Origin of the sequence: Ktedonospora formicarum (assembly GCF_016587355.1) — a bacterium.
Lineage (GTDB): Bacteria > Chloroflexota > Ktedonobacteria > Ktedonobacterales > Ktedonobacteraceae > Ktedonobacter > Ktedonobacter formicarum.
Window position 1 is genome coordinate 1 of the sequence record NZ_BNJF01000009.1, and the last position, 26,463, is coordinate 26,463.

General features: G+C 50.8%; 19 protein-coding genes and 2 pseudogenes. 8 read left to right on the forward strand and 13 right to left on the reverse strand.

Features of this window, described 5'->3' with window-relative positions; genetic code table 11:
* Together K3T82_RS50945 and K3T82_RS42985 are read right to left on the reverse strand one after the other, a co-directional pair.
* Positions 1–74: pseudogene (locus K3T82_RS50945) on the reverse strand (putative immunity protein); the annotation flags it as partial.
* Between the two features lie 444 nt (positions 75–518).
* Positions 519–959 (reverse strand): class I SAM-dependent methyltransferase, encoded by a 441-nt coding sequence (locus tag K3T82_RS42985; RefSeq protein ID WP_220199617.1) that lies wholly within the window; start codon positions 957–959, stop codon positions 519–521.
* A gap of 90 nt (positions 960–1,049) precedes the next feature.
* Here K3T82_RS42985 and K3T82_RS42990 point away from each other — a divergent pair, with 90 nt between their 5' ends.
* Positions 1,050–2,930, forward strand: coding sequence for an ATP-binding protein (locus K3T82_RS42990; protein ID WP_220199618.1), 1,881 nt, complete (start codon positions 1,050–1,052; stop codon positions 2,928–2,930).
* Between the two features lie 628 nt (positions 2,931–3,558).
* Here the strand turns inward: K3T82_RS42990 and K3T82_RS42995 are convergent.
* A complete protein-coding gene (locus K3T82_RS42995; RefSeq protein WP_220199619.1) occupies positions 3,559–4,614 on the reverse strand; it encodes a M42 family metallopeptidase in 1,056 nt (351 codons plus the stop codon).
* A gap of 1,114 nt (positions 4,615–5,728) precedes the next feature.
* Here K3T82_RS42995 and K3T82_RS43000 point away from each other — a divergent pair.
* The 3 genes from K3T82_RS43000 (at position 5,729) to K3T82_RS43010 (ending at position 8,764) form a co-directional block, all read left to right on the forward strand.
* Positions 5,729–5,980, forward strand: a complete 252-nt coding sequence (locus K3T82_RS43000) for a hypothetical protein (protein ID WP_220199620.1) — start codon at positions 5,729–5,731, stop codon at positions 5,978–5,980.
* A 124-nt stretch (positions 5,981–6,104) separates the two neighbouring features.
* On the forward strand, positions 6,105–6,473 hold the full coding sequence (locus K3T82_RS43005; protein ID WP_220199621.1) for a hypothetical protein: 369 nt from the start codon (positions 6,105–6,107) through the stop codon (positions 6,471–6,473).
* An 869-nt stretch (positions 6,474–7,342) separates the two neighbouring features.
* Entirely contained in the window at positions 7,343–8,764 is a 1,422-nt protein-coding gene (locus tag K3T82_RS43010) for a glutamine synthetase family protein (RefSeq protein ID WP_220199622.1), read from the forward strand.
* A 382-nt stretch (positions 8,765–9,146) separates the two neighbouring features.
* On the opposite strand, the gene K3T82_RS43015 is transcribed toward K3T82_RS43010, so the two are convergent.
* Positions 9,147–10,283 carry a TOMM precursor leader peptide-binding protein gene (locus K3T82_RS43015; protein WP_220199623.1) on the reverse strand — a complete coding sequence of 379 codons (1,137 nt, stop codon included), beginning with the start codon at positions 10,281–10,283 and terminating at the stop codon, positions 9,147–9,149.
* A 338-nt stretch (positions 10,284–10,621) separates the two neighbouring features.
* Here K3T82_RS43015 and K3T82_RS43020 point away from each other — a divergent pair, with 338 nt between their 5' ends.
* Entirely contained in the window at positions 10,622–11,284 is a 663-nt protein-coding gene (locus K3T82_RS43020) for an RNA polymerase sigma factor (protein WP_220199624.1), read from the forward strand.
* A complete protein-coding gene (locus K3T82_RS43025; RefSeq protein ID WP_220199625.1) occupies positions 11,277–12,983 on the forward strand; it encodes an outer membrane protein assembly factor BamB family protein in 1,707 nt (568 codons plus the stop codon). The genes K3T82_RS43020 and K3T82_RS43025 overlap by 8 nt, the downstream gene beginning before the upstream one ends.
* A 652-nt stretch (positions 12,984–13,635) precedes the next feature.
* Here the strand turns inward: K3T82_RS43025 and K3T82_RS43030 are convergent.
* The 9 genes and pseudogenes from K3T82_RS43030 to K3T82_RS43070 all read right to left on the reverse strand — a co-directional run.
* Positions 13,636–14,409, reverse strand: a pseudogene (locus tag K3T82_RS43030) (sensor histidine kinase); the annotation flags it as partial.
* Positions 14,410–14,548: 139 nt separating this feature from the next.
* Positions 14,549–15,679 (reverse strand): RNA-guided endonuclease InsQ/TnpB family protein, encoded by a 1,131-nt coding sequence (locus tag K3T82_RS43035; protein ID WP_220199627.1) that lies wholly within the window; start codon positions 15,677–15,679, stop codon positions 14,549–14,551.
* Between the two features lie 117 nt (positions 15,680–15,796).
* On the reverse strand, positions 15,797–16,513 hold the full coding sequence (locus tag K3T82_RS43040; RefSeq protein WP_220199628.1) for a PAS domain-containing protein: 717 nt from the start codon (positions 16,511–16,513) through the stop codon (positions 15,797–15,799).
* 417 nt (positions 16,514–16,930) lie between these two features.
* Positions 16,931–17,935: a GlxA family transcriptional regulator gene (locus K3T82_RS43045; protein ID WP_220199629.1), complete on the reverse strand. Its 1,005-nt coding sequence runs from the start codon at positions 17,933–17,935 to the stop codon at positions 16,931–16,933.
* 280 nt (positions 17,936–18,215) lie between these two features.
* Complete coding sequence (locus tag K3T82_RS43050; RefSeq protein WP_220199630.1) at positions 18,216–19,166, reverse strand: NADP-dependent oxidoreductase; 951 nt, start codon at positions 19,164–19,166, stop codon at positions 18,216–18,218.
* A gap of 150 nt (positions 19,167–19,316) precedes the next feature.
* Entirely contained in the window at positions 19,317–19,955 is a 639-nt protein-coding gene (locus tag K3T82_RS43055; protein ID WP_220199631.1) for an HD domain-containing protein, read from the reverse strand.
* 980 nt (positions 19,956–20,935) lie between these two features.
* Positions 20,936–21,883 carry an outer membrane protein assembly factor BamB family protein gene (locus K3T82_RS43060; protein WP_307811389.1) on the reverse strand — a complete coding sequence of 316 codons (948 nt, stop codon included), beginning with the start codon at positions 21,881–21,883 and terminating at the stop codon, positions 20,936–20,938.
* A 102-nt stretch (positions 21,884–21,985) separates the two neighbouring features.
* Positions 21,986–22,384, reverse strand: coding sequence for a hypothetical protein (locus K3T82_RS43065; protein WP_220199633.1), 399 nt, complete (start codon positions 22,382–22,384; stop codon positions 21,986–21,988).
* A gap of 104 nt (positions 22,385–22,488) precedes the next feature.
* Positions 22,489–23,721 carry an ROK family transcriptional regulator gene (locus K3T82_RS43070; RefSeq protein ID WP_220199634.1) on the reverse strand — a complete coding sequence of 411 codons (1,233 nt, stop codon included), beginning with the start codon at positions 23,719–23,721 and terminating at the stop codon, positions 22,489–22,491.
* A 205-nt stretch (positions 23,722–23,926) separates the two neighbouring features.
* On the opposite strand from K3T82_RS43070, the gene K3T82_RS43075 reads away from it, so the two are divergent.
* Complete coding sequence (locus tag K3T82_RS43075; RefSeq protein ID WP_236031912.1) at positions 23,927–25,399, forward strand: APC family permease; 1,473 nt, start codon at positions 23,927–23,929, stop codon at positions 25,397–25,399.
* A gap of 31 nt (positions 25,400–25,430) precedes the next feature.
* Positions 25,431–26,360, forward strand: coding sequence for an ROK family protein (locus K3T82_RS43080; RefSeq protein WP_220199636.1), 930 nt, complete (start codon positions 25,431–25,433; stop codon positions 26,358–26,360).
* Positions 26,361–26,463 lie beyond the last annotated feature (103 nt).

The window sequence follows — 26,463 nt, forward strand, 5'->3', positions numbered from 1 at the left end:
TGGTCGGAGTCTGTGAGCGTTCCCCCTCGGCGGATGGTGATGAAGCGAGGGTCGCGGTCTTTCGGGAGGATCACGGCTATATCCCTTTCAAAGTATCAAAAAAAGAAGAGGACTGTAGTTGGGCGCCGATATGAGATTTGACCTTGTTCATGTCCTCACCAATATACATTAAATAATGTTTTTGCTTCATGTTCTCGTCTACAGTTCTCAAGAGCACGGAAGCCTGGAGAAGTGAGAACACGCTCCTGGTTTCGACAGGTTGTGCATTGGGTCGCATGCATCTCCAATCTAAGCTAGCTGGGCTTTTTCTAGATGACGTCTCTACTGTATAACACTGATGCAATAATAGAGGGTAGAAAGAAAGCCAGAAGCATAGGTATGGGCAGGAATGGATCTGAGCCTATTCAACATGCTTGGAGTTCTGTGAGAGAATGAGGAGTGTGTCGCAAAAAGCCTCAAATGTCTTATCGAGAGTTCTACATGAAGCTTGGCAACACCCTACATATTATTGAGTCTTGTTAGGGCTCGGGCTCTGTTGATCGCTTCTTGACTCCATTTTTTTCGTCGAGTTGCGAAAGCAACAGCAGTTGTGCTTCATCAATCTCTTCAAACATGACTCCGCATCGCGGCGCGCCACATGCCTTTATGCAACAGTTATTCTTGCCCAAGCGTATCGAGGCTTTCTTCAAGACCATCCCTGGCATTTGAGAGGAGGATGTTTCCAATGAAGCGGCGTTTTGCCGCGAGGCTCCGTTGTGCTTAGTTGCTGCCTGCATCATCTCCTCTGAAAGGTCGATGCCGATGACACATCTATTGTGGATGTGCTCTGCTGCGAGTTTGATTGCCTGCCCGGCTGACCTCTGCAGCGGTGTTCGCAAAGGCTGAGCCACCGCATGCTTCAGCCAGTCTTTCAAACCAGTGTGCTCGTCCTGGCAATTTGCATGTGATGAGATTGCCATCTCTTTTTCACGACGCATACAATAACGGTATGCGGGTGCTCATTTTCTCAGCTTGCGACACAATTGAGCATTTCTAAAAGGAGCTTTCAGGTGGGGAGAAGATTGCGACACGTCACAAAGTGCAAATCGAAACGGAGTGGAACGCTGGGAGGGAAGCCTTTTTCTCATGCTCGCTCTCTAGTGGAAGCACGCAAGCGACTCAACCAATTGGAAGCTATCTGGGAGGCTTTCCCAGAGAGCCTCATTGTCTGTGATCGTAACCAGAAGATTGTGCGGATCAATGCTGCTGCTCGTAAGCTCTTTGAAGCGGGTTCCGAAGCTCAATGGCGGGGAAGAGATTACCTGCAATTTCTCACTTCCTACATCCGCTCTGATGAGCAGCTACCATGTGCGTCATCAGAGCAATGGCTGATGAACTCCGGTCTTGCTGAGACAACACGATCCAGCTTGCCAGAACAGACACTGCGGCTGCATCTGCCTTCTGGGCGCAAGACTTCGGTGAAGGTTCGCTCCTTTTCTGTGAGTGCTCAAGGGTGCGACCCGGAAGAAACCATCTCGGTCTTTCAGCGTTGGCCTGAGATCTCCCATCTCCAACGGGTCCACGAGGCCATGGTGGATCTGCTCACCGCGATCGCGCAGATTCCTGAGCAGATGAATCATATTTTGCCGGAAGAAACCTTCCTCCTCTCGCCTCCGGTGCTCTTCGTGGTCCAGCAGGTGGTGGGCGTTATCCAGTCTGTCCTGGATTGTCTCCAGGTGAAAATGCTCGCGTTTGGCCATCGAACGGGCCGTCTGTATTTTGTTGCGGGCAGTGGGTTGACCGTTGAAGAAGAACAGTACTGGCGGGACATTGGGGGAAACTTCCATCCCTCAGAAGTGCTTGATGATGCGGCCTTCGCCCGCCTGGGCGCCAACCAGGAAGTCGTGCGTGCAACGGATCATCTGCCCACGATTGAACGCCTCGGGAAACAACTGCCTGTTCCAGCGTCTCTTCGCCCCGGGTCTCCTGGCTCCGTAAACTTTCTGATTGTTCCGCTGCTTCTAGAGCAACAGTGGGTTGGGTATCTAACTGTCATCAAAGCGAGTGCTGAGGAGGAGTTTACGCCAGAGGAGATCGCACTGGCGAAAGCTGTCACCGCGCAGACCATGCTGCTCATTGAAGGCATCCACTGCCTCTCCTCACAGGAAGCGGAACAGAAGAGAGCACTCATCCAGCGCGAAATGCATAGCATGGCTGGCGAATTTCTGATCCTGGCCAGCCATGAGCTGCGCACCCCGCTGACGGGGATCATGGGCAATTTGCAATTAGCACAGCGCCGATTGCAGACCTTCAAAGAGCAATTCACCCCTCTGTCCGCTCAGATCCGCGAACCCCTGGCCCAGGTTCAACAACCCTTAGGATCTGCTTCGCAGAGTGCCCAGCTTCAGCAGCGTATCATCAATGACTTGATCGATGATGCGCGTATCCAGACCCATACGCTTTTCTTCTCTTTGAAGCCGGAAGATTTGGGCACCCTGCTCAGAGACGTGGCAGCCGGGCAGCAACACGCTGCACCAGAGCACCCCATCATGTTGGATGTTCCACCTTTGGAGCAAGGCGTGTCTATCCTCGCCGATGCCGAGCGGATCAAATATGTGCTCACCACATACCTGACAAATGCGCTTACATATGCACCCCCTGGAAGACCTGTGACGGTGCAGTTACGGGTTGCAGATGCGCTCGCCCGTGTCGCTGTCCATAACGAGGGAGCAGGCATTGCGAGAGATGATCTTGATCATCTCTGGGAGCGCTTCTATCGTGCCAAAGGGAGTACCGTCCAGCATGAACTGGATCTGAGCTGGGGATTAGCTCTCTATTTGTGCCGGGTGTTCATAGAACGGCATGAGGGGAGCGTTGGGGTACAGAGTGCTCCTGGCGAGGGCGCCACATTCTGGTTTATCTTGCCCATCACACCATCTTTAGGGGAATGAGGCACGTTCCTTTGCCATCTGGCTCAATCTTTGTGAACATTGTTGCAGGATTGTGTCTGAGGGATGGAGATTAAGCAGACGAAGTGCCCATATCATTTCAGGTCGATGCTGGTGTACCACCAACTCACAACAAGGCGTTTATCAAACCTTCGGCGAGCTATCGCATGCTTACCAAGCTCGCACCAAGATTTCCAATCTGATGGTGGTAGTACACATTCTAAAGATACATCATTAATTTGTGTGTTAGCCATCTGCAGAAGAAGTAAAGCAGTAAAAATGTAGGGGTTCATGACATCCCGCTGCTGTTGCAAGGGAAGGTATGTCCATGTTTACCGTTATCCGAAACTGACCCAAATATGGACAAGCCATATCTGGTGTTCGGTTCCTGCTTCAACGAACAACCTGCCTGGTTTCCCAGGTCTTACAGGATCTCCACAGGCGTACATTCCGACGTAACTCGCCGTACTAGCAATGAGTATAGCAGATGAGTCAAGGGCCTTAAATGTCTACAAATGGCAAGAAATGTTCATAGTTCAAGAAGCTATGATCACCCCTTTGTCGTCTCTACTCTTGAAAACGCTTCATCCCTCTCGCTCTTCATATGAAAAGTGAGAGGGATGAAGCGTTTTCAAGAGTAGAGCGAATAGTCGCCGTTGTGAGCATCTTCCAGATAGCGGGCCAGCAAGGTAATACTCGCCTCCAGATCGGCCTGGTGGATCATTTCATTGACCGTATGGACGTAGCGGGTAGGTGTAGAGAGCGTGATTGTAGGTGAGCCTTCACGTGTTCGTTGCATCGCTCCCGCATCTGTCCCGCCCCGTGGCAGCACCTCAAGCTGATAGGGAATGTTGTGCCGCTTCGCCAAGTCGCGGAAGTGCCGCACGAGCTTATGGTTGGAAATATGCGACGAGTCAAAGATTTTGATGGCAGTGCCCTCGTTCAGTCGTGTGACCGCATCTTGATTAGCACTGCCAGGGATGTCCCCCGCCAGAGTAATATCCAGCGCTACGCTCACATCTGGTTGAACCTGATAGGCGGCAGTGGTTGCACCACGTAGCCCCACCTCTTCCTGGACCGTGGCAACGGCATAAATAGTCACCTCATGGCTCTGCAGAGCACGCAAGGCTTCAAGCATTATAAAGAGGCTGGCGCGGTCATCCAGCGACTTGCTGACGACCATATCGCCAACGACTTCCAGCGTGCGATCCATCGTGATCATATCGCCCACTTCTACTTTTGCGCGCACCTGTTCGTATGGTAAGCCAAGATCAATAAAGAGATCATCGAGTCTCGCTGCCGCGGTTTTCTCATCGCCTAACAGGTGAATAGGCTTGCTTGATGGCATCAAGACTCCCCGTAAGGTCTGGCCCGCAAAGCCGTGGACCAGGACACGCTGAGCAAAGAGCACGCGGGCATCAAAGCCACCCACCGGCTGAATACGGATGAACCCCTGGTTATCAATATGTTTGACGATGAAGCCAATTTCATCCATATGGGCAGCTAGCATGACACGACGCTCATTTTTGCCTCGCTTTAAGGCGATGATGTTGCCCATGCGATCAACGCTGACTTCGTCAGTAAGTGTGCGCAGTTCTTCCAAGATCAGGGCGCGCACTTGATCTTCACGCCCTGAAATACCGGGTGTTTCTGCAATTTTTTTCAGCAATTCAATATTAAGTGCCATTGTTACTTTCCTCTTACTTTTTATTGATTGTTGTGTAGGACGCAGGTGCAGTGTATAGGCTCTTCAAAGTCATACTCTTTTACATCACCAGCAAAAGCTTGTCCAGCCCATAGGCAAGCAAGAAGGGCTGGCGATAGATGTGCTCAATACAGTGGGATACTCTCGCTTGTCGATAATACACTGTTTGCTTTGAGCTATGCTCTCGAAAACAGAGATGAGGGAAGTGGGCTTTTGGCGCTCGGTCCTTTATTTCTCTCCTTGTCATCCTAGAGCCAAAGGCAAAAATTTATCTGTGTTCAACAATGCTCACTTCTTACTCTTTATTGCCTTCTATTCTATCATTTGGAACACTGGTTGGTATGGCATTACGCCTCATGCCCTCGAGAGAGCGTGAGACGAGTAAACACGGCAAACGTGGTTGGCTCTATCCCTGTTGCCGTGTGGGTATCGAGGAAGATTCGTGAGTCAGCACATTTTAATTGCACATTAGCCTCTTCAAAGAGGGTATCAGCGAAATAGAGAGATATTCTCCCTCTCACCGAAATGTTTGTCTTCGTACTCCTGGTGTGACGTTCGCGTAGCGGATGGTTCTCGTCGATCGAGCCCCCGTCGCTCACGGGTGAGGAAATAGAGGGAGAATTTCCTGCAGTAGGAATCTTAGGGTTTGTGAATTAGGTCATAGGAAAACTATGGCGCTTCCGTTATGATCCGCTTGGGATGAGAGACGTTCCTCTGCCTTGATGAAATCAGCAAGCAAGCAGTATTGGTAACTCTCTTGCACAACCTGGCTTCCTTTTCTGCCCATTCACAGTATTCCCTGCTCGCCAACACGACGGCCTATCTGAAGCTGAGAAGAGTCGTGATTTTGCCTATTTTCCCGATATAAGTTTCCAGAGAAAGGATGATGTACATTATGATAAGGTATTTTGTACGCTGGGGTCTCAAATACCCCCTGGGTCAATGCATTATAGGCGCAATTGTTGCCCTATTTGGCATGCTATCATTTATTTCCAGCATCAGCAATACAGCAAGCAAGGACTTTCTTGTCGGGCTAGTGTTCTCACTTATACTCATTGCTCTTGGAAGTTTCTCTATCATCATGGGTTTCAGGAACATGCAAAAATCTCGTACGGGCCAAGTAGCCTCGCTTCGCCAGTCCCAGCCCTATACACAGTGGCAGTCGCCGCAATCACCTTACGGACAGCCACAACCCTACTACGGGCAACCACAGCAGCCACCACAACCCTACTACGGGCAACCACAGCAGCCACCACAACCATATTATGGGCAACCACAACAGCCGCCACAACCCTACTACGGGCAATCACAACAGCAATCACCTTACGGACAGCCTCCTAGATCATAGCCAGGACAAGGAGGCTGTGCAATGGTAGAGAACTCTTCCTCTCGACAATCAACACGTGAGTGCGAGAAAGAGATTCTTAGAATGCGGATTGCTTCAGACAGGTTCTAGAAAGCAGGCAAATGCTATGGCGACCTCTTATCACACCGATCACACGCCTTTAACGTTGCACATTCCTCTTCCCGATGGACGCTCCTGCATCCTCACGGCTGAGCAAGCGTTGTCCTTTCTTGCTTGGTTCCATGAGTATTCTGAGACCCTTTCTCAGACCCTTGAGGTCTGGCTCCGCAACGACTTTCCTCCTGTCAACATCGACGAGTATGAAGAAACAACACTCTCTGCTCATTGCGAATTCCCATCACCCGAAAGTGATCTTGATTTGAGGCTCCTACAGCCCTATGTTCTTACCCAATATATCGATGATACCTATTACATAGTTGATTCTGGGCAAGCTTTTATGCCTGATGACCTTAATGAAGACCAGAGCCTTCATTAAGGTCATCGAGTAATGGCCAAATAGGTATGTCTGCCGCTTCTGGGGTGGAGATAGGTTTTCATACCCTCTCACCAATCCATATGACGCTGATCAGGCACCTATCAAATGTATTAATGACGCTATCTCTGGAAAGAGATAGCTGCGTCACGGAATGCGTTGGTCTTTGTTGCGTCACTCTCTGCTCTGTGCATGATCTCTTGCTCGTTCAGGTTGGCATTGACAGTCCCTTCCTGGGCGTAGGGAAATTGGCTTATTTGCCAAAGAAGCGCTGGACGGTTGCCGCCACTAGCACAATCTTAGATGTTCAGCAGGGCGAAGCGTGCCGGGTGTTCTCGTTGCGAGATGATAGGTGAGGCTCCGCGACCATATAAGATATTCCCACCCTCTCCCAAAGCCATCCACTAGGTGAAGTAGTGTGGTTCTGTGATTAAATAGGCCAGCAGAAAGCCACTGGTGATGAGCAGGTACCAGATCAGACAGTACGGCGAGCGATAGCCATAGCTGGTAAAAGAGGTACCAGGAAAAAGCCAGAGTGGAACAATATAAAGCTATCTAGCGAGTCCTGTCAGAGCACATTGTAGGGGTGTTTGCCAGCCTACTCAAGTGAACTAAATAAAGAAGAATTGTTAGTAACCTTCTGAAAGAGCAAGCAGGCACTATATTGACAATGCTGGAGACTAATTTTATACTTTATTAATGTTTAGTTAAAAATTGTAGCGCAGCTATGCTAGTTTATTGTTCATGAACTTGATGCTATCTCCAGGATTTTTACTATCATGATGTTGTTCCATGTAATGTGCATATTCTGCTCTTAGATTGACTGAACCTCTTATTCTCGTCCCCTGTCAGAAATTCAAGAATGGAAAAACATGAACGATCTTTTTTTGGCACTTCCTTATGATGAGCTTGAAGAATTAAACATTGGTGCGAGGGAAAAGCGCGACACAGTTCCAATGGAGGAACAGGAGCGAGAATACCGCTCTTATCTGGAGAAGGAGAAGCGCATTAGAGCAGTGACGCTCTGCTTCTCGGACCTGGAAGGGCGCTTCCACATGTTAGATTATGACAAGAAGTTTCTTTTAGATTCGGCAGATAATCTGACATTTGATGGATCATCTATCCGTGGATTTACGGCTCAGCATGAATCAGATTTGCGTATCAAGCCTGATTGGAGCAGTTTTTTTTGGTTGCCAACCGATCTTTTTGGACCTGGCAAAGTCATTATGTTTGCCAATATTTTAACGCGCGAAGGTGACCAATACGCCTCTGATTTCCGTGGTTTATTGCAGAACTTCACGCGAGATCTCAAGGCACAAGAAGGTTTAAGCGCACTCGTAGCGGGAGAGGTTGAGGGGTTTGTGTTAGCGGGGCGAAACGCGGAGCAGAATTTTGATGAGAAGGATGGTTTTCAACTGCTCTCCACGAGTGGCTATTTCCATTCGTTGCCGCGTGACCCGCTACGTCAATTTATCGATGAGGCTTCGGTGGTCCAGCGAGCTATGGGTTTTAAGAATGAGAAAGACCACCCTGAGGTGGCTCCATCCCAGTTTGAAATGAACTTTTCCTATGGAGAAGCCTTGCGTGTGGCCGACCTGATTCAACTCTACAAATTGCTCTGTCGTCAGGTCGCTAGCAACTTGGGCATGACTGCTTGTTTTCTGCCAAAGCCCGTTATGGGTATTAACGGCAGTGGTATGCATATCAACATGTCTGTAGCAAAAAATGGAAAGAATCTTTTCTATGATAAAGCGGGAAAAGAGCAATTATCGACCTTTGCACATGACTTTATTTCCCGTACGCTTAACCATGCACAAGAGATCTGCCTGGTCTTGAACGCGAGCGTCAATGCATATCGTCGGCTAGATCCACATTTTGAGGCGCCGAATCAGATCAAGGTCTCGGCGATAGACCGGGGGTCAATGGTACGTATCCCGGTGGGCAACGAGAAGACCGCGCGTATGGAGGTCCGTTCTGTTGGTCCGGATGCCAATCCCTACCTGCTCCTCTATGTTCTTTTCAAAACGGGGCTACATGGTGAGCTTTCATCAGTATCTGCTACGGAGCATGAGCCAGCGAGCCTGTTGCCTGGTACCATTCAAGAGGCTATAGCGCTTTTTGAGTCTGGCGATTTCGTGAAAAAGATCCTGGGTAAGGAGAATATCGAGAAATATCTGGCTTGCAAAAAACAGGTAGCCAGTCGCAGCCCTAGTGATCTGGGAACGTTGGTAAAGACATCTGAAGTCACCTATCATCATGAGATTACCAACCAAGGATTATGGAATAACTTCTAATCCTCCATTGAGCGTGCACTTGCACAAATCGATCGACGCACGGAATGGAGAATGCTAAGTCGACGAGAGGCGTTGCAGCCTCCAAGCGCTAAGTAGCCCCAGGAGGCATTGCAGCCTCCAAGCTCCTCGAGAAGCTGTAAAGAGTATAGCATTAAGCGCCGTTCCCACCTCATCTCTCCGTGAGAAGCCAACAAAAGTCGCTCTGTTACGCACCTGATAGAATGGATCTCCCGCAACTTCCGTGCTCGAGCCGCGACCTTGATTCGTCACATGCATGGAGTAGATGAAGGAGCTCCTAGAGGAAGTTGGGCCCGAGCGCCAGTCAGTCACGCTTAGCAGATAGCGGCTGATGCTCGTTTTTTGTCCAACGCATCGATACCGCCTAGGAGTTGGGGGAACTCCTGTTTGCGCACTGGGGGCAATTGGAATCGCGTATCAATGCGTTCGCTGTCAGGGTAAACTGCTGTAGATCGAGCAGGTAGCGGTGGTTGTAAGTTGCTGGCTCGGAGTTGCCCAGCAGATACTTACAGATCTCAGCGCAGATTAGGTGGGCCGAGAGCGCAGTGACAAAATGGATATTGGGATGACGCAGCCATGCCGCCTGCTCAATCCAGGCTAGCTCCTCAACAGTCCCCTCATCTGGATCGAGGCTGGTATATACACATGCCAGACAGGCCGTTTGAAAGGGAACCACAAATGGGCCAACTTCAGCTCCGGCCCCATGATACCCACCCATGATGAATGGGATCTCTCTCTGAAGAGCAGTCTGATTCATCCAACTCGTGATCTCACGAGGTTGATCGGCGCAAAATACGACCAGATCCGCCCCCTCGATCAATGCACCGAGCTGCTGCGAGCTTGTGATGGTCTGCTGAACCGGCTCGAACTGCACGTTGGGATTGAAGCGGGCGAGCTGCTCTGCTGCAGCGTGCACCTTCGGTTTCCCCAGATCGTTGACTTCATAGAGCACCTGGCGATTGAGGTTCCCCAGTTCGACCTGATCGCCATCCACACCGCGTAAGAAGCCGACCCCGATGGCGGCCAGACCCAGTAGCACATTACTGCCCAAGCCGCCCAGGCCAAGCACAGCGACACGTGCTTGCTTGAGCTTGGCTTGAAACACATATTTCTGGGTCCCGCTGGCATCGAGCAGAGAGAGAAAGTGGATCTGACTGCTATAGCGCTCCAGATCGGATGGAAGCAGAGCGGCAGGCGGCTCAATGGCAGCATCCTCCAGCAAGCCAAAGTGAAGCAGTTCTTCTAGCGCTTCACTCACCTCTTCGGTAGTCACCTGAGGGTGGTGTTGTTGCAGCGTGTTGACAATGTCCTCAAATGAGTGCCGACCATCGAGTTGCGAAAGCAACAGTAGTTGTGCTTCATCAATCTCTTCGAGCATGACTCCGCGTTCCCGCCCATAGTGAATGCTGATCGTTTGTTGAGAATTGGAGGAGGGTGCGGGCTGCGTGCCAAGGCGTTTGACATGGAGAAATCGTTTAAAACACGGTTTGGTAAAGGGCATAGTTTCTTCCTTACAAACAGCCTCTTCAGCGTCAAAGCGGAGGCAGATCATCCCCTGCCAGCCTATATTCTGAACAGTTCTGGATCATCTGCCTTTCTAAAACGTAAAAACCTTTAATACGTATAATACAACTACGATGGAACATAAGGCGAGAGGTGCGGTAACTCTTTCGACGAACATCGTCGAATATGCGTAGTTTTTTCATCGTTAGCTCCTTTCATTCTTCTGTTGTTTAATTTCTTAAAGTCCTATATGTCCCTGTTGTATAACACATCGACCCTCCTTGTTGAAATAATAAACAGTAGCCCTATTTAGATAGATTGAGAGGAGACAGGTCTTTGAACCCCCAACACATTTCGAGGCAAAGACTTGGCCCAACAGACCAAGTGGAAGCTTCTGCCAGTACTCAGAAGCTCCTTCGCAGCTATATCGAAGAAAACACTGCCTCGTTACTTGGCACATTGCGTGTCTATGTCCTGCGCATGGGCTTAGCATCAGGGAAGGAGATTCAGGAGGTCGCGCTAGAAATCTTCCAGGAGAGCGTCATTGAGGCTCTGGCTTCTGCCCAACGCTTTGATCAGCAGGCTCCGCCAAGGGCGTGGCTCCTGGGTATTGCCGCGAACATTATGAAGCGTCGGAAAGTAGTGCAGGCAAAACAGCTCCAGCGCGAAGAAACAATGAGCCATCTCGTACGCCGCTATCCAAATTTGCCCGACGAAAACGCGGCGCTTGACTCTCTGATGCCCGTGGTGATGAACGATCCATCTCAGGTCGTAGAGGCCGACGAGCAAGCTGCTATCATCCTTGCTCTTGTATCGCAGGAAGATCAGTATATCCTGCGCCTGGCTGTGTTAGAAGGTCACCAGCATATGTCCCTGGCACACGAACTAGGTATCACACCCGGTGCAGCCCGTGCGCGCCTACACCGAGCCCTCAGCCGCCTGCGCATCGCATGGAAGACTCAATGGGCGAAAAGACAGAAAGGGGAGCGTAATGTCTGAGTACACACAACCCTCAAAGAGGCGTCTTGTTGCCATCTATCGTTACATCAGTGCGTTGGAGCTGAGTGATATCGAGACCTTGAGTATCATTTTGAAGGAGGCAAGCCAGGACGCTGTCTTAAGTGGTTTGCTAGAGGAAGTGGATACCGTTTATCAAACCATCGACAGGACAGCTGTTTCTGAACTAGAAGCACGGCGAGCTTATCACTGTGTCCTTAAGCTCGACCAGAATAGTCATCTGGAGCAGAATCAGCCAGCATTATTACAGTATATGCATGATGATAAGAAAAGAACGCTCGTTAACGTACAAGGATTATCACCGCTTCCGCAGAGACACAATCATCAACCTTCGACAAGAAGTAGATGGAGGCATGGATTGCAAAGGGGGGCGATGCTATTAGTGGCCTGCTTTCTACTCACGATAGGAGTGCGTTTCTTCATGATATATGAGCAGGCAATGCACTCATCTACAACCACACCTCCAAATGCCCAAGCGCTTCATGGTATCGTCGTTGCTATGACAGGAGAAGGCACGTCGTCATCCAGTGCCAGGGTCTACGGCATACGGCCAGATACCGGTGAGCAGGTTTGGTATTTCTCTTTGCCAAAGGGGAAGCCTGGGCAAAATATGAGCCAGAATCTGATTGTGCAGGGACAGACGATCTATGCACTCTTCAATAGCCAGGTGTATGCGTTGCGAGCTACCGATGGAAAATTGCTCTGGCACACAGATCTTTTTCATGCAAGCAGTCCACAAGAGAGCTATAAACTTGTGTCTGATGGCAACATGCTCTATGTTGGGTCCGGCCCTGGCGGCAATATGCCATTTGTGGATCAACTTGTGGCACTGCGCCCCAAAGATGGTTCAATTGCCTGGCAGCATACCTATAAGGGCTCAGGCGCAACCTTCCTTGGTGCTTCCAATGGTATTGTGTATCTGGCAACGAATATTGCCAATGAATCCCAGTTACATGCTCTGCGTGGAAGCGATGGCACACAGATGTGGGCCTATCCCGGCGGAGAGGTAATCTCTGTTATCGCTGATGAGACGAATGTCTATCTCTTTGCGATGGCTCATACCATCCAACAAGATCCCAGTGGTATGCATAAGGACGAAAAAGTTATTCTTGCTCTCAATGTGCAAAATGGGCACCAGCGTTGGACTACCCAGGTCAAGTCGAATGGGATCTATCAGCTTCAGATGGATCGGGGTCGGCTCTTCCTCAATGAACACAACGGCAATAGCGAACAAATTTGTTCCTGGCAGGTAGAAGATGGACATCAGGTGTGGTGTCATTCGTATACGGGGGATCCTCAGTTGTTTGGGACTCCCTACTATCTAGTTGCTAACGGTGCCCTCTATTTCTTCTCTCCTCAGAGCACGATAGTTGGTACGGCCACTGAGGTTGTAAAGGGGAAGACCGCGAGCACGCCGAAAGTACACCAGAAAACAATTATACAGGTGTATGATGCGAGCGATGGCCAGGCGAAAAAGTGGGGCACTACATTAGATGATTGGAGCACTGGTAATGCTACCGTGGACAACAAGCAGCTTTTCGTTGCTACCGCGAATCATATCTGGGCGTTTGATCAAAGAGGGAGTGCTCTTTGGAGCTATCAGAGGCCATCTCAGAGTGCCAACAGTTCTGATGATATCTTCTTCAATGGATTTTGCAATGTGGACAAGAGCTCCTGGTGAGAGGTCATAACGTATCAAGTGGGAGATGCCACTGGCCTGATCTAAAAAGCAAATACTAGCACATGCAAGGCTACTCATGTGCTCTGGGTGGCCTTGCACAAGGAATGTGGCAGAGTACATGTTGGGGCTTGATGTGGGCTGACGGCGCGCCGCAATCAGCGCCAGAAACACACAAAAGCTAGTTCAGGAAGATATTGCATCCATACTAGCAGAAGAAGCGATTCGATAAGCAGAGAAAAGAAGGGGAAGAGGTTGTGTGAGGCAGCACGACCCCTGCTTCAGCACAGAAAGTAGGTTCTGTGCTGTTCTGAAAGAAGTATGAAAAAGCAGTTGGTACCGGTACTATCCAGCAAATTATCGTGGATCGTGAGGGAATGGCGGCAGAATTTCTTGCTGCTTTGAAAGAAGCAGGGCGAACGGTCATCTCCATTCTGAGAGCCGATCAATTTGCTGGCTTGGACTCATTCAGAAGAAGAGCGGGAATGCCCCAGGCGCTGGGATGCCGATCTTGACTTGAAGGAGCGCATGCGGTGGCAGGAAGGATGGCAAACGACATCATTACCAGCACCACCTATAAGCACATCAGCTTCTGTTTTGGGAACACGCCCGTTTCTTTTCAGAGATGTTTCCCTTGATCCAGCGTCTTCTCAATTCATTCTGTTGGCAATACCGTATTGCGTCTTTTGAGGGGAAGCGTCACATAAAAGGTTGATCCATCCCCGACCTCACTCTCCACCTGTATCGTACCTCTATGATTCCTAACGATCTCCGCCGCAATGTAGAGTCCCATCCCCAGGCCTGGGATCGCCTGCTGGCTCAGGCCAGTGATACGATAGAAGCGTTCAAAGATTTTCTCGTGTAGTTCCTGTGGAATACCAATGCCATGATCACGCACACTGACCGTGACGGTCTCACCGGAAACATAATGGTCAATCTCAATTGTGGTGGCGCTAGGAGAATACATGATTGCATTGCTGATCAGATTGATGAAGACCTGTTCGAGCTGCCCTTTATCTCCGATGAGCGTACATGGGATGGTCCCACGCACCATGATGCGGTGGGTAACACTCATTTGCTGCATGGTATCCGCAACCTCAGAGAGCAATGCCTCCAGATCTACTGGCTCCTGAACGTATTCAAGCTTCCCCGCCTGAATCCTGGACCCATCAAGTAACTCTTTTATCAGGCGTTCAAGGAGTTTCACTGATCCCTCCGTCCTTGAGAGCACCACAGCCGCTTCATGATATCCTTGTTTCATCAGGCGTGTTTTGGCCAATTGGATCTGCATTTTCACAGCGGTCAGCGGTGTCTTAAGTTCATGGCTTGCCATGCTCAGAAAATTTTCTTTGCGCTGCTCCAACTCTTTACGTGCGGAATTATCCAGCACAAAATAGAGACTTTGAGACGGGTCATATGGGAAGACAACCGTTCTCCGAAACTGACCCAGATATGGACAAGCCATACACAGTGTTCGGTTCCTGCTTCAATGCAGAGAGCAAGCCTTTCGCTCGTCTTACACCTGCTCCACAGGCGTCACTTCCCGCAGAACTTGCGGTACGCCGTTTTCATTGTGCCAACGCTGCTAAGTTTCTTGCGGCGTTGGCATCTCGATCCTGCACATTCTCACACTCCATGCAGACAAAGACCCGATCCGAAAGCGTCAGTGTTTCATTGATCCAGCCACAACAGGAACAGGTTTTTGAGGAGGGTTCCCAGCGCGATGCCAGCAGCACCTTCACCCCTGCCTGCTCGGCTTTGTAGAGGATCTGCCGCTTGAACTCGTACATGCCCACATCAGCAATGGCTCGAGCCAACCGGCGGTTCTTGAGCATGCCTGCAATGTGTAAATCCTCGAGCACAATCACACGCGGCCGCTCTTGATCAGGTTTGGTTCTCGCCACGATCTGGGCCGTCGCTTGGTGTAAAGCATTGTTGCGCACATTGGCGATCCGGGCATGCATCCGCGAGAGGCGCTGTTTGGTTTTCTGGCGATTGCGTGATCCTTTGGCCTTGCGGCTATGACGTCGTGAAGCTCGCTTGAGTGCCGTGATCTTCTTGCGCAACGCCTTGGGGTTCTCGAAGGTGCGTCCATCAGAGAGGGTCGCCAGGGTTTTCACGCCAAGATCAACCCCAATGACGTTACCTCTGGCTGGCTGGGGGTCTTTCGCTTCCTCGTGCACACAGATCGAGACATACCACCTGTCTGCTTGCTCATGGATGGTCGCACTGCTAATCTTGCCACCCAGAGGGAAATAGCCGTGCTCTTTGAGTCGGAGCACCCCCAAACGAGGCAACTGGATGGCACCGGCAGACACCCGAATGGTTCCGGTGAAGCGTGCTCCACCGATGGCTTTCTTCCGGCTTTTGAATCGTGGGTAGCCACATTTTCCTTTCCACATCCCCTCTTTCTTGAGCCGACATTTGCGGAAGAAGTGTTTGAAGGCCTGGTCCAGATCGCGGAGTCCTTCCTGAAAGGCGCACTTGCTGACCTCGTACGTCCATGGGAGAGAGGGTTTGAGGGCATTAATCTCGCGATGCAGATCGATGGCGGTGGGTGATTTCTCTCCTGCCTTGTAGGCCTCTTGTTTGCGGCGAAGGCCATAATTGAAGGCCCAGCGAGCGGCCCCGGCATGTTTGCGGCAGAGTGTCTTTTGTCGATTATTGAGATCAAGTTCTCCCCGATACCCACGGACCATCGGTTGCTCTTCCTCCTCGGTGCTGAGAGTAGAACAAACATACCAGATAACCACGGCTTTGGCAAGAGGGGGAGATACATGTCCTTATTTGTCACTTTCTGTCTAGAGAATAGAAAACTAACTATATACCCCTCCCACAAGCACGGGCAAGTGGCTGCCATCCTTACATACGTACTCTTTCTCATAAGGCCGCATCGATTGATATTGTGCGAGTTCCTGATGAGCTTGTCGGGTACGATCAAGATCCTCGGGCGCTGTGATGTGAACCCAGTTCACCCTTTGCTGAAGCAGATCTTCTCGGCTATATCCGGTCATCCGCAAAAAGGTATCATTGGCCTCCACGATCTTTTCCCCATCTGCAACGATGGTTCCAATAATATTCGAATCTAACAGGGCACGCGCTTGTTCTTGACTCTGGCGTAAGGCTCCCTCTCTCCGTTTCTGCATCTCGATATCGGTACTGATGCCGAGCCAATGGGTGATCTGCCCTGGGGTATCACGCACTGGGAGCGCGCGAACCAGAAACCAGCGATATGCCCCTGCTTGACCATCTCTGAGCCGATATTCATTCTCATAGGGGTCCCCTGTTTCGAATGCCTGTTGTCGCAGAGCCAGCGTCCGTTCAAGATCCTCAGGATGCACAAATTGGTGCCACCCATCATCCCGTATCTGCTCAAAGTTGGCTTGCAACAAACGGCACCCCCAAGCATTGGCATATTCGACCCGACCATCTGGTTGTGCTGTCCAAACCAGTTCTGGAATGGTCTTCAATAATGTTGAGAGATCGAAAGGTGGTACGAGTGAGGTACCCGTTGGAGATGTGTTATTAAGCATAGCGTGGTCTTGTTCCTTTTCACATGCTCAATCCCTTGTGCGAATAAAGCGTTCTTGTCCTTCTTCTTACGTGGTATACCTCAATGTCCTCCCCAAACGTTCCTCCAGTAGGAGCCATTGTGACGAGGCACGATCATTGATGTGAAAAACAGGGCATACGAGAGAGGAGACGCAAACGCATGGGAAAACACCCTGAGTAAGTTGCTCTTTTCCTGAACAATTTGCGAAAGCAGGTCTCATGGATAGTATCAGTCGACCAATGCATCTGGTTGTGCTGGTTCTCTGTCCAGATGGCTGGAAATAGCGTAAAGGGAGGAATCTCAATGGATTTATTTCCGGCAAACAGTACGGGAATGTGGCCTCTTCGAGCCATGCTTCATCGCTTCTTTTCCCCCATTGTGCCAGAGGAACATGCTCCTAGACGATGTGGTGCAAGGTACGGTTCAAAGAGGGCGGCAGACCAAAGTGCCTTTGCCAGAGCCGGCGAAAGTGTCGCACGTCTTCAAATCCACATTGTCGTGCAACATCCTCGACACGGAGGGTGGAATTCGCGAGCAATGTCGCCGCCAGCTCCAGGCGCAACCGCTGATGATATTGTACCGGCGTCAGCCCTGTCGCTTCCTTAAAAGCACGATTCAATCCCCGAGAACTGACCTTCGCAATGGTTGCTAACTCCTCAAGCGAAACATGCTCCGCAACATGGCTGATCAAGTAATCTTGCACACGATGAACGCCAGCATGGAGATGGGTGCGATACTCCAGATAGATGCTCCGTTGCGGCTCGGACCCATTGCGCCGCATATACACTACCAGATGGCGCGCAACCTGAGCCGCAAACATTGGTCCCTGGGCATGTTCCAGAAATGCTAGCGCCAGATCAATACCAGAGGCAATGCCAGCACTGGTGGTAATTGTTCCATCATGGACGAACAACACATTCTCAAGCACTCGAGCGCGAGGGAAGTGAGTTTGCAGCGCTTCCACCTGCGCCCAATGGGTTGTACAACGTCGGCCATCGAGCAGCCCTGCTTCTCCTAGAGCAAAGGCACCTGTGCAGATGGATGCGACATGCGCTCCAGCCTGAGCGGCGGAACGAAGCCAATCGCGCGCCTCCTGATCGAGTAGGGCTGCTTCTAAGGGAAAAGCTTCCCACTGCATTCCTGGTACGATGATCAAATCGCCACTCGTGACGGAAGCAAGAGGGGTAAGATAGGCGATGATCATCCCCTGTGCGCTTTCCTGTATTGCCTGGGAGGAACAATAGTGCAACGTATAAGGCGCTCCTGCTCGGAGAGCAGTATCAAACACCTGTGCAGGACCTGCCAGGTCAAGCAAATGCACATGAGGGGGCACGAAAAACACAATGCGCCGCGCTCTACTGTCGGTTGACCCCAGTCGGTTTTGATTCTGAATGTGCATCATTTCCATACCTCCCTTCGACGGAGAGATACCACGAGGAAAACATGTCTCCATCAGTCATCCCTTCTCAAGGAATGAATTGAGTATACATCGTGGCTAGGGGCTTCGCTAGGGGCAAATTCTGTCCAAAAAAGGACGGATCTCGCCAGAAGTGACCCTGGATTCATCCATGAAAAATTTGACCGAGCTTCGGGAGCAGAAGCAATCCACGCTCGCCTTTGTCCGAAGATTTAGCCAATTTACCAACTTTCGCCCAAATGACCAAACAATGCTTGCGTCTGTTCTAGACACTCAGAACCAATTTCCCGCGCAGATGACCTTTTAAGAGGCGCTCGTAGGCTTGACGAGCTTGTTCCAGAGGGTATACTTTCTCAATCTGTGGTTTTAGATGCCCTTCATCGGTGAGGTGCGCAAGCTGGGTAAGATCATCGGTGTCGGCTTCAACGATGAACCAGATTCCTTTTTTCTGGTATTGCTCGGCATATTTACTCACCAGATTATAGGCGTTGCTGGCAATTCCTACATAGGTCCCCTCCGGTTTGAGTAATTTGAAGCTCGCTTTAATCACTGAGGCTCCCACCACATCGAAGATGAAATCGATATTACTCACCGCTTCAGAAACGTTGGTCGTGATATAATCGATCACTTCGTCAGCACCGAGGCCTAATAGCGTCTCGCGATGCTGTCCAGAAGCCACGGCGATCACGTATGCGCCTTTCCGATGAGCGAGCTGGACGGCATAGTTACCAACACCCCCAGCTGCCCCATGGATGAGGATACGCTGCCCCGCTTGCAGGTTTCCCTTCTTGAAGAGTGCCTGCCAGGCGGTGAGCGCCGAGAGGGAAAGAGCCGCACTCTCTTCATGACCGACTGATCGGGGTCGTCGGGCAATCTGATTGGGAGTGACAATGGTATATTCAGCCCAGACACCATCATGATCAAAGCGGGATAGTCCATAGACCTCATCGCCTACTTGGAACTCTGTTACCTTCTCACCAACTGCTTCAACAATCCCGGAAACTTCATGGCCTGGGATAATAGGACGTGGTCGCGGCTGGGTGCTCTCCCCATGGACGTACCATGTTTCCGGCCATGTAAGTTCATCAGGTGTTAAAGCCGCAGCTTTCACCTGCAAAAGCACTTCTCCAGCAGTGGGAACCGGTTTCGTAACCTCTACCACTTCCAAAAGCTCGGGACCGCCAATGTTTTCAGACAGAATGCCAATAGCTTTCATTCGCCTCTCCTTTTTAACCTTGGATGTTTTTATCTTCGATGTATGAGTCAGTTGACATGCGTTGGATTCGAGACAACCTGAGCTTTCACCTCTATGAGATAGAAACCGAAACTACGCGTTCTGCTTCAGAAGTCTTCTCTCTCTCTGTCCCTATTCATTCCATGGTGACTGGAGGACGTAGTCACAGAAGTTTGGTCGCTTGTAGCCTGGAAGGAAGCGTTCGCATACATCCGACTTGATGTTGCCAAAGGTCGTCTCTGGTTTATGTGCGAAGCCTTCAAGGAAGGCATGCAGAATCTTGTGTTTAAAGCCATCGCGTGGGTAAGCAGCTACGATCTGACCACGAACCTCTTCGGCAAGATTCTCATAGCCTTCTCCTATGACATCGAGGCCAACGCCAGCATTGACCAGAGCCACAACAGGTTCTTTATATTGCGCAACGCCAATCGTTGTATGGAGTGCAATAGCATCCCAAACCAGTTGAATTGAGGCGTGAGGAATGCCATGACTGGTAAGAAAATCACGGGCGGCATTGGCTCCATCTACCTCGAAGCGTTTGTCCTGGCTGCGGTATTTCTCTGTCAGCCCGAGATCATGGAAGAGCGCGCTAATGTAGAGCAATTCAGGATCATAGTGCATCCCTGTCTGGTGTCCCTGTAGGGCTCCGAAGAGGTAGACGCGATGTGAATGGTTCCAAAGCAGCGGGGTCCCATGTTCGCGCAGGAGTTCTGCGGCTTCGTTGGCCAGGGAACTATCAGGAATGATAATACCAGCAATTTTTTTCGGCATCGTATAAGACTCCTTATGGGATTTGAAAACACTCTGCGAGGCAGATGCTTCTTATTTCAGCTATTTGGCATCTGGTCAAGGGCAACGCAGAGAAAGAGTAATGACAACAGAACCCCTTGCAAAGGCGTCTGCACTATTTCATTGTAGCGGTGAATCATGTCTTCTTTCGTTCGCTAGTACATGAGGACGACATGTAGTCCGCCCCTTATTGTAGCTCCTTCAAGGGAAACATGGACATAGTATAATCATCTTCTTATAACCTTACCAGGGGCAAATCATGTGTATATGAGGACGAATCTCGCCAGGACCCAGGGAACTGTTTTCAGCTCTATAAGGGCTGTCTGTCAGCACGGATCTGCAAATACCTGGGTGAACTTAGGAAAAAACACTGCTACTGACGCTTAGATCTGATTCTTGTACTGGACAGCCACTTCACTCCAGTGAGTGTGCATGCACACTCACTGGAGTGAAGTGGCTGTGGCTTGGTTGCCTTCACTAGGATCAGCAATGCCGCTAGTTCCTTCCAAGTTGGGCTATGGATGAACCGATCCATAGCAGGAACCACAGTCCTGTAGCAACCCTTTTTGGGCGAAGTGCTACTGTGCCGATTGTGCCAACCATGTCTGCAGCGATGCGTTGAGCGGCCCAGCACTGCATCGAAAATCCTTCTCGATCACAGTGGAATGGCTCACTGCTACTTCTGTTAACGCGTGGAGGAGAAACAACCGTTGACCCTCTGCCTCCTTGAGGTGAGCCGTATCAATCGGCTTGTTGAGAAATTTCGCCCAAATTGCGATAGTACAGGTTTCAACAGCAAGCAGATCGATGCCATTTCCGGGATACTCTATTTCAAGAGACCTCGGTTTGACACCCTTCTCATTTGGCTCAGCCTCAAAAGAAATTTCCTGAAGGTCTTCATTTTGTCTTAAAAGAGGACATACTGCATCTCAAGCCTGCCAGCAATCAGGTAAAGAAAGAAGCTAGAGCGTCACCAAGCCAAGCAACTGCGCAGGCTGTGTTACCTGATCTCCCCAATAACAACGTCCAGGCTGTACAGGCTTAGGATGAGGAAGGGGCGTTGCTATTATGGAACTCCCAGGAGGGTTGAGACAACCACTATCCTGCCAGAGAGGCCGGCCAGTGTCTCTAGCAATTGCCATGAGTGAAGGAGAGGTACCAACAAAGGTCAGAATATAAAATGAGTGCTCATCCTGCTCAAAACTGTGGGGGCCCGGAACTGAGGGTTGATACTGAGATGGCGTTGTGTACTGCCAGATCTGTGACCCATTCCCTGTACGGATAGCTCTCAGGTTGATACCACTGTCATAGCCTGCATAGAGCACCGCATTCTGCTCCCACATCCCCCAGACGGGCACTGGAAAAGTCACCTTCCAGTCCAGGCTTCCAGTCTTCGCGTTTATAGCCAGTAAGTGTTGCGTATAGTCATTCTCTCGTGCTGAGTTAATCGTAAAAAAGAGCACCCTTCGAGAGACTGTGAACAGAGGCTCACTCTTACGTACCTCCAATGAACCTAAAGGCTGTTGCCTCTCTAGAGAACCAGTCAGGGGATTGAGTGTAGAAAGCGTTACTTTGGGAACAGTCGCCCAATTCTCTTCGTACGTCGCAGTCCACACGTACACCTCACCCTCAACGGCTATACCAGCATTCCCTGATTCTGCCAATGGTGAGCACCAGAGTTGCCTGCCATTGCTCGCCTGGAGCGCACAAACGCTGCGCTTAGCGCTTTTGGGGTCCAGCATTCCGGGATGATTTCGCTCATTATCATCAGTATATGTAGTAGTAAAAATACTATCGTTGGCAAGCGCGAAGTTCTTGAAAGGATCACCACCGTACCTATCGACGTTATACTGCCACAGGATCTGCCCCGTAGCTGCATTCAAAGCAAAAAGAGCATCTCCTTTCACCACCCGGTCAGGTGGTGTCTGGCTGACCTTTACATATATGGTGCCATTCTGACTTAAAATATGTGAAAATTTAGAGCCAATGACCTGTTCCTGGCACCATTGCTGTCACCCATCACGCAAATTCACAGCACATAATGCACCGTTGTTATTCGTCACATACACCTGATCATCCACTCGACCTACCACCAGAGGTGATTCTATATCATAATGCTTGAGCAAAGCGCCATCCTGTGTGCGCAAAAAACACAAAACTACCCTTGCCCCAGAGCCACTCCCCGAACGAAAAGCAGCGATCAGGGCTTTCTCTCCCGCAAGAGAGTCACCCTGCTTCAACTCCCCTTGTGTACGACATGCCGTTACTGGAACGTCTCGACTGGTTGGAGCACTCCTTGAGCTCAGCCCACAGGCTAACCCAGTCATAACCAACAATCCTGACATCACCAGGAGTGCGAAGCGAGAGCTTATTGACCATTTCCGCCCGGATACCCCGTAACTTCTAGACAATCTTCTTCTCCTTACATCTCTTTTGTATGCCAGATGCAAGTTTTTAGTGCAACACCGGCAATCTACTTATGGTAACGTGAAGGCTTCCGCGTTTCCTGTCGGCATTAGCTATGGGAGACCTGATTGAAGTAGCGTTGGAAGACAAGATCTTGCGCGATATCTAGCCCGATGGCGATGGAGCCGAGCAGGATACTATCGCCCCCCAGGCGAGTTGCGACGATACGCGGCCAGGAGGGGAGGAGTTGCTGTAACTTGTGTTGTAGCGGTTCAGACAATAGCTCTCCTCTCTGACCGATACCGCCGCCAAGCACAATGAGTTCGGGGTCAAGAACGGCGGTAATGGCCGCGATTGCCAGGGCTAATTTTTCTCCTTCTTGCTTCACAACAGCGAGCGCGACCTGATTCCCCTGTTGTGCCGCGTCGAAGATCTGTCTCACGGAGAGTGTTGAGGGTAGGCCAAGTGTCTGAGCCTGGCGCGCGATTCCCTGCGCTGAAGTCGCCTCTTCAAGCATGCCCAGGTAGTTCTCTCCGATCTCTGTTATTTGGGTGGATGCTTCTTGCGCGCCGAAGGGTAGGAAGCCGATCTCGCCCGCCGCACCCCCTGCTCCGCGATAAAGCGTACCATCAATGATGATACCCATGCCTACGCCGGTTCCTATTGTGATATAGACAAAGGTACGTGCCTCGGCTCCCCAGCCAAATGTACGCTCTCCAAGGGCCGCGAGATTCGCATCGTTTTCGATGGAGAGGCTTAGCCCGAAGGCCTCGCGTAATTCCGCGAGCAGGCCGTGACGTCCCCATTCGGGAAGGTTGGACGCGAAGCGGACGCGCTCATTTTGCGCATCAAAGACACCTGGCGTCCCAATGACGACGTGGATGACCTGATCCCAGGTGAGGCCCGCGCCAACCACGAGGTCGCGCGAGAGGCGACTAATCAGGGCGACGAGCGTGGCGGCGCTTTGTGTCGTGTTCTTCTCATCACGTCGCTCAACAATCTGACCCGCCAGATCCGCGACGGCGATTCGTACCCAGCCCCGCCCGACATCGATTCCAAGTACATAGCCAGCCTTCGGGTTCGTTTCGTAGAGGATGGCAACCCGTCCTCCTTTGTTTGAGGTAGCCTGACCAGTCGGATGAACAAGATTCGCCTGCTCAAGGTTCGCGAGAGCCTGTGATACTGTTGGCTTAGAGAGTCCAGTTTCGCGCGCGAGTTGTGCGCGTGATGTAGGGCCGTGCTTACGCAGATACTCTAATAATGAGCGCTCATTGATTGCTCTAAGGTGCGTTGGCGTCCCTGGCTGGTAGGCATGAGGCCGATTGGAATCGGTTACAGTCATTGATGACTCCTTTGCGATGACATATGCTCCACTATTGTAAATGATCTTAACCAACTTAGAAAGGGGCCGAAAATCATCAATCGCTCAAGAATTGCCATTGACAAAGCTTTAGTTAGGAAACTATACTAACTAATGAGCGCAATGGCTGCACTCAAAACATAATCTTTAGCATGTAAGACAGGCGATGGTACATGAGGAGGTCCACGTGAGTTCTTCAGAGATTAACAGCGAGTCATCGGCGACTTCTCCCGGGCTAGGGCGAGACGAAGCCACACAGACGAAAAATGGATTTGTACGGAGTGTGGGACTACCGACTGCAATTGCCATCAATATGACGCAAATGTGCGGTATCGGTCCGTTTATTACGATCCCCATCATGGTAGCGGCATTTGGAGGACCGCAGGCGATTATCGGCTGGATTGCCGGAGCGATCTTGGCCCTGGCTGATGGTCTGGTCTGGGCAGAACTGGGCGCTGCGATGCCTGGGGCTGGTGGCACCTATATCTATCTACGTGAAGCTTTCCAGTATCGCACAGGACGCCTGATGCCGTTCCTATTCATCTGGACGGCTATCCTGGCGATACCCCTTATTATGTCCACAGGTGTGATTGGTCTGGTGCAATACCTGGGCTATCTCTGGCCGAATATGAGTTGGCTTGAGATTCATCTGGTTTCGTTGCTAGTCATAGGCCTGGTGGTCTTTGCCTTGTACAGACGTATCGAGTCGGTTGGCCTTCTGACAAACATATTATTTGGTGTCATGCTTCTCTCTATTGGCGTCGTGATTATTGCCGCCTTCAGTCATTTTAATCCAAATCTGGCCTTTACCTATCCCGCCAACGCCTTCACATTTGACGGAAAGTTCTTTGCTGGTCTTGGTGCTGGTTTGCTGGTTGGCGTGTATGATTACCTGGGCTATAACACAACCTCCTATATGGGGGATGAGATGCGTTCTCCTGGCCGTGTTATCCCCTGGTCCATCATCATTTCGATTCTGGGGATAATGCTGCTCTATCTGGCCCTCAATATTGGCGTACTTGGTGTTATGCCCTGGGAAACAGTTGCGAAGTCGCCATCGATTGCTTCCCTGGTATTGGAGCAGACCTGGGGTAAGGGTGTTTCCAGCGTCATAACAGTTCTCATCATCATTACAGCCTTCGCTTCTGTCTTTACTGGTCTGCTTGGTGGATCACGAGTTCCTTTTAACGCAGCGCAAGATGGTGTGTTTCTGCGCCCCTTCGCCAAACTGCATCCGCGTCATCATTTCCCACATATCGCGTTGATCGTTATGGGTGTTATCACTGCCATTGGATCGTTCTTTGATCTCGCGACAGTTATCAGTATGTTGATTGCTGTCATCGTGCTGGTTCAGAGCATTGGGCAGATAGTGGCATTGGTCGTTTTACGACGACGGCAGCCCAATTTGAAACGCCCATATCGTATGTGGCTCTATCCGCTTCCTGTCATCATCGGTGTTGCTGGTTGGCTCTATGTTTATTATGCATCTGGCTGGACCTCCGTTGGTCTGTCTCTGGCCTGGGTCGTGGTGGGTGTGATCGCATACCTCATCTGGGCACGTGTTGAGCATACCTGGCCCTTTGGCCCGAAAGAGGTTCATGAAGTGTATCTTGAGCAACAAGAACAGCCCGGTGCGACAGAGCCTTCAGTAGAAGCGTAGCTGGTAACCGTAGATAGGAAGCAATAGTAGGATGAATCACACTGGCGTCCATGATTTTGTGCTCGCGGTCGATTTTGGTGGAACAAAGATTGCCATCGCGACCGCCGATCTAGCGGGACATGTTCTAGAGCAATCTCGACTCGAAACGAGGGCCTTGGATGGAGCAGAACAGATTCTGACGCGTACACTGGCTGAAGCGCGCGTCCTTATAGCGCGCACGGAGGCACAGAGCAAGGGGCAATGTGTCTCAATCGGCATCGCGAGTCCTGGCATTGTACGTGATGATGGAATCGCACTCTCACCCAACATTCCAGGATGGGAGCACGTACGATTACGCTTTACGATGCGAACTGCCCTGGGTGTCGCAACCATAGTGGCGGCGAACGACGTTAAGGCTGCCGCGCTGGCAGAGGTACGTTGGGGCGCGCTTCAAAACGCGAATCCGGCGGTGTTTCTCAGCCTGGGAACCGGGATTGCCTCCGCGCTTATCGTCGATGGACGGGTATTGACTGGCGCTCATGGGGCCTCCGGTGAGATCGGCTATAACTTGCGTGGCGTATCGGACATCTATGGGGCCGCTCATGGACGCGCTCCACTTGAAGAGGTGGTAGGCGGACGTTTCATCGGGGAACGTGGAAGTAAGTTATTGGGAGAGCAACTTAGTGCGGCTGAGTTGTTCTCTCATGCCGATGTGCGCGTGCACTCCTTCGTGGAAGAGACACTGACCGAACTGGCAACCCATGTTGCCAATCTAGCTATCCTGATTGATCCGGCGCGAATCGCGATAGGTGGCGGCTTGATGAATTCAAGCTCTCTCATTCTGGACGCCATTTCATCTCGCCTGGCATATGCCGTACCCTTCCCGCCTGAGCTTGTTCCTGCTCACTTCCTTAGTGATTCATCGCTCTATGGCGCGATTGCCCTGGCACTCACAGAATGGGTGGATGGGAAATGGAAATAAGTCTTCTGGCCTATGATGCTTAGGAATAAGGGAACGTGTGCAATACCGTGTTTCGCACACGTTCTCTTATTTCGAGACTTGCTATGATAGTGGTAAATTCCCT